General features: G+C 49.4%; 11 protein-coding genes. 2 read left to right on the forward strand and 9 right to left on the reverse strand.

The features are described from left to right. Positions 1–103: 103 nt before the first annotated feature. Positions 104–955 (reverse strand): hypothetical protein, encoded by an 852-nt coding sequence (locus LLG09_09360; GenBank protein ID MCE5197306.1) that lies wholly within the window; start codon positions 953–955, stop codon positions 104–106. Between the two features lie 320 nt (positions 956–1,275). On the opposite strand from LLG09_09360, the gene LLG09_09365 reads away from it, so the two are divergent. Beyond that, positions 1,276–1,953 (forward strand): hemolysin III family protein, encoded by a 678-nt coding sequence (locus LLG09_09365; GenBank protein ID MCE5197307.1) that lies wholly within the window; start codon positions 1,276–1,278, stop codon positions 1,951–1,953. 158 nt (positions 1,954–2,111) lie between these two features. Here LLG09_09365 and LLG09_09370 read toward each other — a convergent pair whose 3' ends face one another. The 3 genes from LLG09_09370 to LLG09_09380 all read right to left on the reverse strand — a co-directional run bounded on the left by LLG09_09370 (position 2,112) and on the right by LLG09_09380 (position 5,486). Further along, positions 2,112–3,503: a M20 family metallopeptidase gene (locus LLG09_09370; GenBank protein ID MCE5197308.1), complete on the reverse strand. Its 1,392-nt coding sequence runs from the start codon at positions 3,501–3,503 to the stop codon at positions 2,112–2,114. A gap of 557 nt (positions 3,504–4,060) precedes the next feature. Then, positions 4,061–4,495: a peptidylprolyl isomerase gene (locus tag LLG09_09375; GenBank protein MCE5197309.1), complete on the reverse strand. Its 435-nt coding sequence runs from the start codon at positions 4,493–4,495 to the stop codon at positions 4,061–4,063. 115 nt (positions 4,496–4,610) lie between these two features. Next, the gene (locus tag LLG09_09380) at positions 4,611–5,486 is read right to left on the reverse strand and encodes a PHP domain-containing protein (GenBank protein ID MCE5197310.1); all 876 of its coding nucleotides are present in this window, start codon (positions 5,484–5,486) and stop codon (positions 4,611–4,613) included. A gap of 220 nt (positions 5,487–5,706) precedes the next feature. Between LLG09_09380 and LLG09_09385 the strand changes: the two genes are divergently transcribed. Further along, positions 5,707–6,774 carry an acyltransferase family protein gene (locus LLG09_09385; protein MCE5197311.1) on the forward strand — a complete coding sequence of 356 codons (1,068 nt, stop codon included), beginning with the start codon at positions 5,707–5,709 and terminating at the stop codon, positions 6,772–6,774. Between the two features lie 462 nt (positions 6,775–7,236). On the opposite strand, the gene LLG09_09390 is transcribed toward LLG09_09385, so the two are convergent. The 5 genes from LLG09_09390 to LLG09_09410 form a co-directional block, all read right to left on the reverse strand. Beyond that, on the reverse strand, positions 7,237–8,358 hold the full coding sequence (locus tag LLG09_09390; protein ID MCE5197312.1) for a hypothetical protein: 1,122 nt from the start codon (positions 8,356–8,358) through the stop codon (positions 7,237–7,239). Between the two features lie 31 nt (positions 8,359–8,389). Next, positions 8,390–10,264 carry a glutamate mutase L gene (locus tag LLG09_09395; GenBank protein ID MCE5197313.1) on the reverse strand — a complete coding sequence of 625 codons (1,875 nt, stop codon included), beginning with the start codon at positions 10,262–10,264 and terminating at the stop codon, positions 8,390–8,392. A gap of 195 nt (positions 10,265–10,459) precedes the next feature. After that, positions 10,460–10,873, reverse strand: coding sequence for a hypothetical protein (locus tag LLG09_09400; GenBank protein ID MCE5197314.1), 414 nt, complete (start codon positions 10,871–10,873; stop codon positions 10,460–10,462). Continuing rightward, a complete protein-coding gene (locus tag LLG09_09405) occupies positions 10,866–11,525 on the reverse strand; it encodes a hypothetical protein (protein ID MCE5197315.1) in 660 nt (219 codons plus the stop codon). Before LLG09_09405 ends, LLG09_09400 begins: the two co-directional genes overlap by 8 nt. 15 nt (positions 11,526–11,540) lie before the next feature. Next, a partial coding sequence (locus LLG09_09410; GenBank protein MCE5197316.1) for an RNA-binding transcriptional accessory protein occupies positions 11,541–13,486 on the reverse strand: 1,946 nt, incomplete at its 5' end.

Consider the following 13,486-nt stretch of genomic DNA (forward strand, 5'->3'; position numbering starts at 1 on the left):
TTGATTGCCGCTGCCGCCCATAAAAAAACCTGCCCCAACATCTGCCGGTGCGATCCTCAGACGGCAGATATTTGGCCAGGTTTGTTTACTTCTACGAATCGCTTCAGACTTCCCGGTTGGAGTCTTTCCTTTTTTCATAATGCCTGTTGATAAAATAGCTGAAGTTGCCAAGAATTAAAAAAGCTATGATGATGATATGCCCAAGCGATTGCGCATCCATAGCGGAAACTGCCGAAGCCGGGTGCCCTGCCAACATTTCCAAATAGGCTGCGCCGCCGATCCCTCCGACGACACCTTTCAATAAGCCGGATTGATAATAATTGTAGCATACCGGAGTAGAAACCGCGGTACAAGCCGTGAGTACATCAATACTCTCCGTTGCATACCACATATTGATCCAACCGTGCGGCCCGGGGTCGGTTCCATAGAAAGAAAACACACAGGCAAAATCACTTGCTTTGGTGATTGTCTTCATGATCGGCAGCTCCGACAATTTTGTGCCATATTTGTCGATACCGCCCAAAGCTCCGGAAAGATCTGTTCTTGATTGTTCCATAAATGACTGATAGTTCACAATAAATCCCAGATGCACAACGTCTTGACCATAGACCTTCCCCATTTCTTTGATGATGGGATCGATCCACAGCGAGGACAGGCTGTTGGAATCCGCTGTGGTGGCAATCATCACCACTTTATGTCCCAATTCAAAAGAACGGCGCAGCAGCACTTCGGCAGGCGGTTTTGTTTCTGTCATGGCAGAAGCGCTTGTATCAAAAGAATAGAGTACGACACTATCCGCCGGTAAAGCATTGATGTAGTCCCAGCTGGCCAGCGTAGATTCTTCCGCAGGTACCGGCAAGCCGATCGGAAAAAAAAGAACTCCGGCAATCCCCAGAAACATTGTAAGGTATAAGATACGCTGATCGACTTTCATGAGTCTTTGATACCAGGGCACGGTAATCCCTCCATTTCATTTGGCAGGTTTCCAGCGGCAGGGCATGGCCCGTTGGTACGCTTTGGCTTACATAGGACTCACCTTATTTCGTCTGTAAAATACCCGCAAAAGAATATTTTGCCTGTTAGAGATGAATCATTTATTTTACGACAATTATAATGCTATTCCAACAATATGTCAAGCAAAACAGATCTTTTCTGCTAAAAAATATCACCGGGGCCGGCCGATTGCAAAGCCAGCTCTGCCTGTGGTATCCTTTTCTCCGCTTACCCGAAGTGGATAACCGGAAATTCGATGGCGTTCTGGGAAGGATGATGACCATGAAAAAACAACTTCGGGAAGCTGAATACGACCCTTATACCGGCTTGCGCTTCTATTCCGCCCTGACACACGGGATCGGGGCGCTGCTCGCTTTTGCCGGCACTCTGCTGTTGCTGCAAAAAGCGCGGCGCCTGTCACTGCCGCCGCAGTCGCTGCCGGCTGTGCTGATTTACGGCACATCCGCCGTCTGCCTTTTTACGGCAAGCAGCTTGTATCATAGTCTGCGGACTGGCATTTCCGGGCGTCTGGCTTTGCGAAAGCTGGATCACAGCATGATTTATTGCCTGATTGCCGGCACTTATACCCCCATCTGCTTAGTTTCCCTGGCCGGCAGCGGCGGGGAACTGCTGTTTGCTGTGGTCTGGCTGATTGCACTGGGCGGTACCATTCTCAGTATTTTCTGGATTGGCATGCCGCGCTGGCTTGCTGCCGCCATCTATATCGCAATGGGCTGGCTGGCGGTTTTCGTGATCGGTCCCCTGCTGAGCAGATTGTCTTTGGCAGCCCTTGGCTGGTTATTCGGCGGCGGATTCTTCTACACGGTTGGCGGTGTGCTTTACGCTCTCAAATGGCCCGGCCGCGATCATCCCCGTTTCGGTTTTCACGAAGTGTTTCATGTTTTTGTGGTGCTGGGCAGCATCTGCCATTTTGTCTTGATTTACCAATTTGTTATTTAAGTAACCTCCAGACTGCCAGCCCGTTGGAACCGTTAAAAAAAAAAGCCGCAGCATGATTGTGAACCGCTCCTTACAGTGTAGTCTCGAATTTTTATTCTTGCGAGTATCTACTCTATGGGGGAGCGGTTCAAAGATTTCTGCCGGGGCTCTTTTTTTAATTATTTCTGGCCGGGGGCTTTTATTTCCGGTGGAATCGGGCATTGATAGGGCTGGCCGCCGGTTGCTTCCAGGAATTCCGCTTTGGCTTTGGCGACGGTTTCCGGATCACGCAGCAGATTGCCTGCCGCATCCGCCATCACTTTAGCGGCATAAATCATGCCTTTATGACCGATGCTCATACCGGAGCAGGCAGTGATCTGCCAGCTATGTCCGGGAGCACCCAGATTATCGGTGGCAGTACCGAATGAAGCGCAGGGAACGATATGCTGAACATCACCGACATCGGTCGAACCGCCACCAATTTTTCCGGTGGCAATCATGGGAGAGACATCGGCGGCGATTTCCGTGCCTTCCGGCAGATTCATCTGCTTCAAAGCGGCGGGATACTGGACCGGCTGCTGTTCATTGAGGCGTTTGGCAAAAGCCAGTTCTTCCGCAGTCCAAGCTTCCGGCGGAATTGCCTTCATGCTTTCATACAGGACAGTAGCCAGTACCTTGTTGGGCAGGGTATTATGGCAGCCGCCCAGGAATTCGATTTCCATTTCGGTTTCGGTCATCATCGCAGCACCTTTGCCTACTTTGATCAGCCGTGCATAGACTTCGTCGATGACACTGCGTTTCGGGCCGCGCACATAATACCAAACGGAGGCTTTATCCGGCACAATATTGGGCGCCATGCCGCCTTCTTTGATGACATAGTGAATTCTCACATCGGTTGTGACGTGTTCCCTGAGGTAATTGGCGCCGACATTCATCAATTCCACGGCGTCGAGCGCGCTGCGGCCGTTATGCGGATCGCCGCCGGCATGCGCAGTGCGGCCTCTGAAATGAAAGACGGCAGAGTTAAGACCATTGGAACTATCCAAGCCAACATAGTTGCCGCGGCCGGGATGATACGCCAAAGCCAAATCCAGACCATCAAAAGCGCCGCCGCGTGCCATGAAGGTTTTTCCGGTCAGAACTTCTTCGGCAGGGCAGCCATAGAAGATGATCGTGCCGGACAGGTGATTTTCAATCATTTCCTGCTTTAATCCGATTACGGCACCCAGGGTCGCTACGCCCAGCAAATTATGGCCGCAGCCCTGGCCGGGGGCATTGGGAATCACCGGATCAAGCTCTGTGCCGGCTTTTTGGCTGAGCCCGGGCAAAGCATCGTACTCGGCCAGAAAACCGATGACAGGCTTACCTGAGCCCCAGGAAGCCATAAAAGCAGTAGGCAGGCCGGCGACTTCGTCTTGCAAGCGGAAGCCATCGTCCGCCAGGAATTTTTTCAGGGCGGCTACGGCTTTGTATTCCGTGTAAGCCGGTTCCGGGTTTTCCCAGATGTAGTCGCTGATTTGAATCAGTTCTTTGCGTCTTGCTTCGATCGTCTTTAATGCGATTTCGTTCATCGGAACAACTCCTTTACTTTTATTCAATTTGATTCAACTTGGTACAGAAGATGAAATCAGAACGTTCCGGGGACTCTGACTTCAACCGGAATGGGACATTGATCAGATGCATCCTTGGTTGCTTCAGCAAATTCAGCCCCGGCAGTTTCGATTCGATCCGATTCGCCCAAGCAGCCGGTCGGCCGCTTAAATATTCGTTTTGGCTTTATAAATCATTCCTTTATGACCGGGACCGGAGCCGGCACAAGCGATAATCTGCCGGCAGCACTTCTTTGATGACAGCGACCGCTATGAATTCTTGCTAAGCCGTTTCGGGATTTACCCACAAATAATCATTCAGATCGACCAGATGTGCTCTGCGTTTTTCAATCACTCTTTGCGCAATCTCATTCATTGCATCAACTCCTTTTCTTCTCTTCTCTATTTCTCAAACGCCTTGCGGCATTGAAAACAGTCGGACCAGAAAAGACAGTCCCCATCCGTTCCCATGCTCCTGCGCAGATACGGCAGAACATTTTTCACGCCGCGCTCCCGCCTTGTTCTGCCATCCGTTCAGCCTATTCCGCCGTCACCGTGACTTTTTTCATCTTGTCTCCCTGCCGGAGCGCGTCAACAACTTCCATCCCTCTGCTGACTTCGCCAAACACGGTGTGAACGCCATCCAGGTGCGGAAATGCGTCAAAGCAAATAAAGAATTGACTGCCTCCGGTATCTTTGCCCGCATGTGCCATCGACAAACGGCCCCGGGTCTGTTTATAGGGATTGCCAACCGTCTCGCATTTGATGGTGTAACCGGGACCGCCTGTTCCGGTGCTGTTGGGACAGCCGCCCTGGGCAACAAACCCTTTGATCACGCGATGAAAGGTCAGCCCGTCGTAGAACCCTTTTTTTGCTAAATCGCAGAAATTTTTCACGGTGTTCGGTGCGGCATCATCGAAAAAATCGATTTCGATTTTGCCGCCTTTTTCCATTTCAATGACAGCTTTACTCATTTCAAAAGTTCCTCCTGTGTTTTTCATTCATCAGCCTTGCCGGCTCCTTCCGCAATTGCTCCCTGTTATATTATCCGTTAGACGAAATAATTCCTGCACCGCAGCGGCAAATTCTCTAAAGAGTACTGACCGGCAGTGATGGCAATAACACCCTGCTGCCTTTTCTGCGCTCAAAATTCATTTGCTCCCGGATCCGCGCCTCTTTCGCCAATTGCACAGCATAACCCAGAGCGCGTCCGCAATCGCTGCTGTGATGGGCATCGGAGCCAAAGCTGATCTGACAGTCTAAATCAGCGGCAGCCTGCAACAACCCTAAGGGCGGGCAAATTGTGCCGGCAGGATAGCGGTATAGCAGCCCTGTGTTGATCTCCAGCGCTGTCTGATGCTGCCGTAAGGCAGCTGCAAGCTTTGCATACCAGGGCTGCATATCAATTCCCTGCGGCCAATGCTGAAAAGCCTTACAGGAAAAAGCATGTCCGATAACATCAAACAAATCACTCTCAATTGCCTGCAGTAAAACTTCTTGATACACCGTATACACTTCGTTCACTGCTTTGCCCTGCCACAGTTCCGCTTTGGTATCAAATCCCCAGCCTTGCAGCCAATGCACCGAGCCAATACAATAATCAAACGGATATTGTTTGAGGATCGCGCGCAGCGTTTCCTCTTCACCGGGAAAATAACAAACCTCCAGACCGAGTTTCAAAGGCAGACCCGCTTTTTTGCCGGTTTCGATCAGCGAAACGTACTGATCCAGCGTGTAACAAAAAGACTTGGCACTCTGCAGCAGCCAATTTCTCTGGTAGTTGCCAACCGCCGAATCATCCATGATCACATGGCGCAAATAGATTGCCTGAAATTCTTTGAAATGATGCGTATGCTCGCTGATGCCCAGTTCAGTCACGCCGCGCCTGGCTCCGGCCGCGACAAACTCCTGCAAGTACTCCTGCCGATATTCTCCTCTTTCGAGATGCATGTGATAATCTCTCAAGCTGACACCCCCTTTTTTTGCACCCCGGATCATCTGCTGCAATGGTTCGTCTCTTTGATTCGCGGAACAAAGTAAGCAATCCTTTTTGATCCGGCAGCCGGTGTTTTACCGAAAAATGCAAAGGGCAAGCCCGATCGATTGACAGAGCAACCATCTTCTCCTATAATGAATTCGTATTCACCTTGATTGACTCGGATCACTTAGTCTGTGAGGAGAAAAAATGAAACAAGAACGTGTTATTTTTGCGGATCTGCTCAGAATTACAGCCACCTTTGCTGTCATGCTGCTTCATATCGCCGCCGGTCACTGGGATACGGCCAGCGTATTTTCTGCCGAATGGCATGTTATGAACTTCTATAACAGCGCGGTGCGTTTTTGTGTGCCGATTTTCATTATGGTCAGCGGCATGTTTTTTTTGGATCCCGAACGGAATCTGACTTATCGCAAAATCTACCTGAAATACATCCTGCGGATCGCGGTAGCTTTTCTCTTCTGGTCCGCTGCTTATGCGGCAACCCCTTTGATTCTGCAATGGAGCCGTCACTTACCTATTGATCGGAGCATGCTAAAACAGGCAATCATTTCCTTCCTGACCGGCCATTATCATCTCTGGTTTTTATATATGATTGCCGGATTATATGCCGTCACACCATTTTTACGGAAAATCGTGCGGCATGATCAAACAATGACGCAGTATTTTCTCCTGCTCTCTTTTTTATTCGCATCCGTTGTCCCTCTCATCACCCGGCGCAGCGGCCCGCCGCTCAAATCCATTTTCAATACGATCCTCTCCTATGCGGATTTTAAATTCGTTCTGGGCAACGTAGGTTATTTTGTGGCCGGCCATTATCTCGCTCAATATGCGCTCAGCCGTCGGAAACGTCTGTTCCTCTATGCGCTGGGAGGGTTCGGTTTCCTGGCTACTTTCCTCTTGACCCAGTTCCTGTCCGAACAAGCCGGGTTCGGTGATTTGACTTTCTACCAGTATAATTCGCCGACCGTCGTCCTGCAAAGCATCGCTGTTTTCGTTTTCTTTCAGTCTGTTTTTTTGAACCGCAATTATGCGCCAAAGCTGCTTCCGATTATTTCCGTGCTCTCTTCCTGCAGTTTTGGTATGTATCTGGTGCATCCTTTTATTCTTGCTTTCTTTTCACGCATGGACATTTTTTCCTGTCTCAACAATCCGTTTATCGCCATCCCCCTCTTAGCGCGTCTCGTGTTTGTTTGCAGCTTCCTTGTCAGCTGGCTGCTGCGGCGCATTCCCAAAATCAGCAGCTATATTACTTAGTAGCAAAAGAATGCCGGTTTTTTTGTGCTTCGTCCTGCACCATCTGTCCGGCAGTGTGATGGTATGCCATTTCACTCAGCGACTCTCTCCTTTCATAAGCGAAAACTGCTAAACTGATCGCACTCGATTGAGGAAAAGAGGATGCATTTTTAGAGATGGCCGGAAGAGGTTCCGGTCAATGAGGTAAAAACAAAAGGCCGCTTTTCGTGCATCTTGTTTTTGGTTCTGCTCTTTTTCGTCAAAGGGAAATCAGGATTATTACCGGTTGCATCCGCGCTGCCGGCATTGGACGGAAAGAGCCGGCAATCAGTTTTAGCCTGTATCTCAAATTCAGGCGTTCTTGTGTTTTTAGCGCGGCAAGATAGGCAAATTGCCGCTTTTTAAGCAGGCCCAGCCGGCGTTAACGCATCTGTACACACAAAAAACCTCACTATCGCATAGTGAGGTTTTTTGTGTGTTCAATTACTCTTCGATCAGCTCGACGTTTGCACGCGGAACCACTACGACGTCGCCATTGCGCAGTTTGACATGCATGATACGCACTTTAGCACCGGTTTCAATAACAACCAATTCCGGCGGTAAATCTACGATTTCGGCTAATTGTCCAAAATAAGGTTCACGGATGCAGCGAACAATCGTGCCGGAATCCAAATTACCTTCCAGGTCGATGGTGGATTCGTGAATCACAGCCGCTTCGTTGGGAACAATAATTTCCGGACGCATAACGCCGGCGCGAATTTGCGTGGCGCCATTGATGGAAGCATTTTTGCCTTCCAGGGATTTTAAGAGGTCAAACGTCTTGTTGGCCATCGGAATTTCACCGAAGCCTTCGGTGACGATTAAGGTAAGGGGAATATCTTCATGGCCGGTAATGGCAACGCCAATATCAAAGCCAAGGAAGTCCACCAAATCTTTATCGATGATGCCGCCGGCCACAATACCGCGGGCACCGACGGAAGCTGCTTTTTTGATTGCAGACGCAGTCATCAGGGAGCCGCCGATAATAATTTTGTCTTTGCAATCCGCAGTGATCGCGGGTCCGTCCAGGACTTCGTCAGGACGTTGACTGACCATTTTCAGAACGCCTTCCCGCTCGCCGCCAACGCCAAAAATCCCCTGAATGAAGGCACCTTTGGTTTCTACGGTGACGCCTTCGCGGTCGAGAATCTCAGTAACAGTACCGTTTACATAGGCGTTAATCACAATCGGCATAGCCGGCTCACGAATAATAACCTGACCGGTAACTTCTGATACATGTTCTACCGTGCCGGCAACAGGAGACTTGCATTCGGTCTTGAACAGACCAAAGAATGTTTTTGAGGAGGCAAGAATCTCATCTTTCGCGATGGTGTCTCCAGCCTTCTTTTTCATGTAACCTTCAATATCTTCCGCTTCGCAGCCGAGAATGTTCGCAACATTGATCGATTGGGGATTGCCGGGAATATATGCTTTGGCTACAGGGGTCTCCGGGCTCACTTTGGAACCTTTTTGTACCAGCACTTCGCCTAAAATAGGCAAACGGCGCTTCTTGGAAATTATAGAGGCAGCCGTAACCTTAAGTCCCGGGGTATAAGCATTAGCCATTGATTGCCGCTCCTTTCATACACAATTTGAATTACTTCGATGTCTTCATATAGCGATCCAGAACATCCATGGAATAGATGTCCAGAGCTTTGAACCATTCAAACAATTTCGCAATACGCGTGCTCTTGTCGGTCGGTAAATTGAAAGGACGACGGCCGCGGGCATCAATGATGATACCGCCGGCGACACCACCGCGCACTTTTTTATTGACGGATCGGCCTCTGCCATGGCCCATATCGAAATTGCCGGAAGGAGAGACTTCCACCTCGGCATATTCTGTTTCTCCCAATGGAATGTTAGCCAAAGAACCATACGCCACTTCTTTGGTGATCACTTCGCCATTCGGCATGGTCGCTTTGACAGTGACGCATCTATCACCGTCTTTTTGCGCATTGCCTACCGGGCAGATAGCGGTACCTAAGAAGATCAGACAGTCACGATCGAACACTTCGGCAGCAGCCTTGGGAAGCACTTCGGACAAGACGCCTAATTGCGGAGTCATGAAGATGGAGTCAACGGTTAACTCGGTGAAGCCTTCTAATTGGAAGGAGTCAAGCATCATCAATGCAGCCTGTTGACGACGGGGTGCATGGGATAAAACACCGCCGGAACCGACGATCATACCAAGATCCATCAGATTGATCACAGTATCACTGGAAGAGGAAGTATCAAAAGCTTCGGAAATATCACGCACTTTTTGAACGCCCTTCAGACCGGTGGCTAAGGATTTATGATGGATGAAGGCAAGGCGCAATGCTTCACGGGCCACTGCCTGTTCAATCACCAGTTCATCCAACGTTTGCGGGATGGTAGTAGGACGAATCATCTTATTACGGATACGGTTGCGCAGGTCGGCTTCCTCAATCTCGAAAGGAACCCACCGCATGATATTGTCTACGCCCGCTTCCAACAAAACGTTGCAGATGGAATAGCTCATACCAAGATTAGCGGAAACGGTACGATTGAAGAACTCATGATCATCACCGAAGACGGAGAAGACGTCGGTCGTAGCACCGCCGATATCCACACCAATGATATGGATATTGTACTCAGCTGCGCAGGTCTGAATGATTTTACCAACCGCAGCAGGTGTCGGCATGATCGGTACTTCGGTCCATTGCATTAATTTATTGTAGCCGGGAGCCTGAGCCATAACATGCTCCATGAACAGGTTATGAATTTCTGCGCGTGCCGGTCCAAGATTTTCCGATTCCAGAACAGGACGAAGGTTGTCTACAATACGTAAGTCAACTTTCTTTTCCAGAATGTCGGTAATGTACTTACGGGCTTCTTTATTTCCGGCGTAAATAATCGGAAGCTGAAAGCCAATACCAAGACGCGGTTTCGGTTCAGCGGCAGAAATCAGCTCAGCGATTTCCACAACGTGTGTAACGGTGCCGCCGTCGATACCACCGGATAACAGAATCATATCCGGACGCAGTTGGCGAATGCGTTGAATTTTCTCATAGGCTTTGCGGCCGTCGTCAATGGAAATGACATCCATAACAATAGCGCCGGCGCCTAAAGCAGCACGTTGGGCAGATTCAGCAGTCATAGATTTGACAACACCGGCAACCATCATCTGCAACCCGCCGCCGGCGGAGGAAGTAGACAGATAAATGTCAACACCTGTGCCATCTGCTTGTCTGGGCGTAACAACACCGTCAGGGCCTAAGAATTTACGGCCTACCAGTTCTTCCAATTCATGAACTGCATTGCGGACACCTGCGGTAACATCTTCAAAAGGCGCCTCAACGGTTGTAGGGGATTCACCACGATTGATCAAACGATACGCGCCGTCAATCTTTTCAATCAAGATTGCCTTTGTTGTTGTCGATCCGCAGTCCGTGGCAATAATGGAATTAATCTCGCGAGTTATTGATTCTCGCTTCACTTCATGAGCCATGAACGTTCCTCCTTCTTACCTTAATGGCAAGCCTGACCTTTTCGCAAAAAACACGAAAATGAAACAAGCTGCCGTTAAATACCAAACTCTTTTCGCTTCTTATGAGCCAAAACCCTTCCATGTTGAAAAAGAAACTGATAGTATCAATTTGCACACGCTTTGCTAGTCAATTTCGAGCTTTTACGACTGCATCAATCACCAGAACTTCCACCAGGGTTTTCTGCCTTCGGCAATCGCGCGCTTTTTGGCTTCCTGTTTTTCAATTTTTTCGCGGGCGACCCGTTCATATTCCATACTTTCAATTTTCTCAATCAGCAGTTCGATGTTTTTTCTGTCTTCGAGAAAGAGCGCAATTTCGCGAACATATTGATCATTGACAAAGATATTCAAAAACGGAGCAGCTCCCCAGACGAGCGAACCGCCGATAAAACTAACCGGACGTCCGGCTTCCAAAAAGATGATGGCCGGCGTTGCCATTTGGTATTTATCGATTTTCTTGGCCATATAGTCTACGATAAAATCACGGCGGGAAGGATCGAGTTCATAATAATCCGGTTCTAAAATCGGATTGGGACTGGCAGGAATTTTTTCGTCATTATTTTTACTCATTTGTCTTCACTCCTTTTTGATCCGATTTTTCTCCGGCTTTTTCCTGTGACTCACCCTCGAGTTTCGCAACCACTTCTTCCCTGATCCGGGTATCCTCGCTCTCCATCCGTGCCCGGATTTGTTTCCAGGCAGCCCCGTGATATTCCCGAATCAAGCGCTCTACTTCTTCCCGGTTCTGATCATAATAGACCGGCATGCTGCGCTGAATGCGTGCCCGGATATTACCGCGTTCAAAAAATAATTCTGCCATTTCATCTTCAAAAATAAAGCCTTCAATCGCGATCCAGGGTTTAAACATTTGGTTCGCAAAATTTTTCCAATAAACGCCTTCGGTTGTCACCACATAATAACTGTTCACCAGATGAGATGAGGAATTTCCCAGCAGAACCAATGGAACGACAGCCAGAAAAATCCCGAATTCCGGTATGATTCTAACCGCCAGCAGGCAGAGACAAAGATAGAAGAACACCAAAATTGCCAATTTTTTAGGGCGGGCCCGCCAAGGCCGGCCTTTCCAGTCCAGCAAGATTTCGCCGGGTACTTCTGTCCAGCCGATTTTCCCGTTTTCATCACGGATCTGTTTGTTTTTTTCGGTAGCAGCACTGCTCTGCTTTGAATTTTTCGCCGCATCTTTCTTCTTGCGTTTTGCCAAATTATCACCTTCCGCTTATTTTTTCGCTTGTTTCATGCTCAGTCCGATACGATTTCGCTGCTTGTCCAACGAAATTACCATTACCTCTACGTGATCGCCTACTTTCACCGCACTGGACGGGTGACTGATCCTGTGGCGGGAAATTTCTGATACATGTACCAAGCCGTCCTGATGCACCCCGATATCCACAAAGCAGCCAAAATCAACCACATTACGGACAATACCCTGCAGGATCATGCCAATCTTCACATCTTCCATATTCAGCACATCACGGGAAAAAACGACAGGCGGCAAATCATCTCTGGGATCCCGGCCGGGACGAGCCAGAGCTTCCAGAATATCACGCAGAGTGGGGATACCGATCTGCAAAGCCGTTGCCAAACGTTCAATATCCTGATCGGTCAGCGTTTTCCGGATGGCAGTAAATTCGGAAATTCCCGCCCTGTTCCAATCGATTTTCAGCATCGCCAATAAATCTTTGACAGCAGGATAACTCTCCGGATGAATCGGGGTATTATCGAACGGCTCGTCACCGTCCGTTATGCGCAGGAAACCGGCAGCCTGCACAAAACTTTGCGCACCCAATCCAGCTACCTTCTTCAATTCCGACCGCTTCCTGAAACGCCGGTTTTCTTCCCGATAAGCAACGATATTTTTTGCGACATTTGCCTTCAAACCGGATACATATTGCAGCAGCGAGGGTGAGGCGGTATTCAAATCGACGCCCACATGATTAACAACACTTTCCACTACCGTATCCAGTTTTTTAGCCAATTGTTTTTGATTGACGTCGTGCTGATATAAACCAACCCCAATGCTCTTTGGATCGATTTTCACCAATTCCGCCAAAGGGTCCTGTAAACGGCGGGCTATGGAAATTGCGCTGCGTTCCGAGACATCCAAAGCAGGGAATTCTGCGCCTGCCAATTTCGATGCGGAATAGACCGAGGCTCCCGCTTCGTTGACGATGGTATAAAAGACAGAGCGCGGGATCTTTTTTAAGGTCTCCGCCACAAAAATCTCAGTTTCACGGGAAGCAGTACCGTTGCCAATGGCAAGACAATCGACCTGGTGTTTTTCGATCATTGCGGTCATTTTAGCAGCGGACTGTTCTGTTTCGCGATGCGGCGCTGTTGGATAGATCACTGCCAAATCCAGCAACTTTCCGGTGGTATCGACCACTGCCAGTTTGCATCCCGTGCGAAACGCCGGGTCCACCCCCATGACGACCCGATTGCGCACGGGAGGCTGCAGCAATAAGTTGCGCACATTTTCCGCAAAACTCTCAATGGCATGTATTTCTGCTTTTTCGCTGAGCGCGGTGCGAATATCCCGTTCAATCGAAGGAGCCATCAGGCGATCATAACCATCCGCGGCGGCAGCTGCCACCAATTCCGCGGCGGCCGAACCCCGCGGCGCCTGATAAGCCAGTTGCAGCCGAGTGAGAATCTGATCTCTGGGCGTCAGTAGTTTCAGTTTCAAAAAGCCTTCTGCCTCCCCACGATTCAAAGCCAAAATCCGATGCGGCGGCAGATGTATAACCGGTTCTTCATACTCATAATAGCCGCTAAAGTCACTGACCTTTTCCGCATCGACAGCCTGTGCTTTCAGAATTGCCTGATTAAAGCTGTAATTGCGTACCCAGCTACGCAATTCGGCATCCTCAGCTACTTTTTCCGCCAAAATGTCCTGTGCTCCGGCCAGCGCTGCAGCCACGTCGCGCACAGAATCGTCCCCGGTCAAGAATCTTTCCGCTGCATTTTGTAAGGATTCCGCTGTAAAAAACTGCTGCAGACAAAAAATTGCCAGCGGTTCCAAGCCTTTTTCTTTGGCAATACCGGCTCGCGTCCGGCGTTTGGGACGGTAGGGCAGATAAAGATCTTCCACTTCCTGCAGGATGGCAGCCCGGCTGATTTTGTCACTCAACCCGGCGGTTAATTTGCCCTGCTCCTCAATACTGG

The sequence above is a fragment of the Negativicutes bacterium genome (assembly GCA_021372785.1).
Taxonomy (GTDB): domain Bacteria; phylum Bacillota; class JAAYKD01; order JAAYKD01; family JAAYKD01; genus JAJFTT01.

What these genes read in the sequence shown, in the direction of transcription:
- LLG09_09390 (MCE5197312.1), bottom strand. Translation starts at nt 8,358, where the DNA reads ATGGCTAATGCTTATACCCCGGGACTTAAGGTTACGGCTGCCTCTATA.
- LLG09_09400 (MCE5197314.1), bottom strand. Translation starts at nt 10,873, where the DNA reads ATGAGTAAAAATAATGACGAAAAAATTCCTGCCAGTCCCAATCCGATT.
- LLG09_09370 (MCE5197308.1), bottom strand. Translation starts at nt 3,503, where the DNA reads ATGAACGAAATCGCATTAAAGACGATCGAAGCAAGACGCAAAGAACTG.
- LLG09_09375 (MCE5197309.1), bottom strand. Translation starts at nt 4,495, where the DNA reads ATGAGTAAAGCTGTCATTGAAATGGAAAAAGGCGGCAAAATCGAAATC.
- LLG09_09385 (MCE5197311.1), top strand. Translation starts at nt 5,707, where the DNA reads ATGAAACAAGAACGTGTTATTTTTGCGGATCTGCTCAGAATTACAGCC.
- LLG09_09395 (MCE5197313.1), bottom strand. Translation starts at nt 10,264, where the DNA reads ATGGCTCATGAAGTGAAGCGAGAATCAATAACTCGCGAGATTAATTCC.
- LLG09_09365 (MCE5197307.1), top strand. Translation starts at nt 1,276, where the DNA reads ATGAAAAAACAACTTCGGGAAGCTGAATACGACCCTTATACCGGCTTG.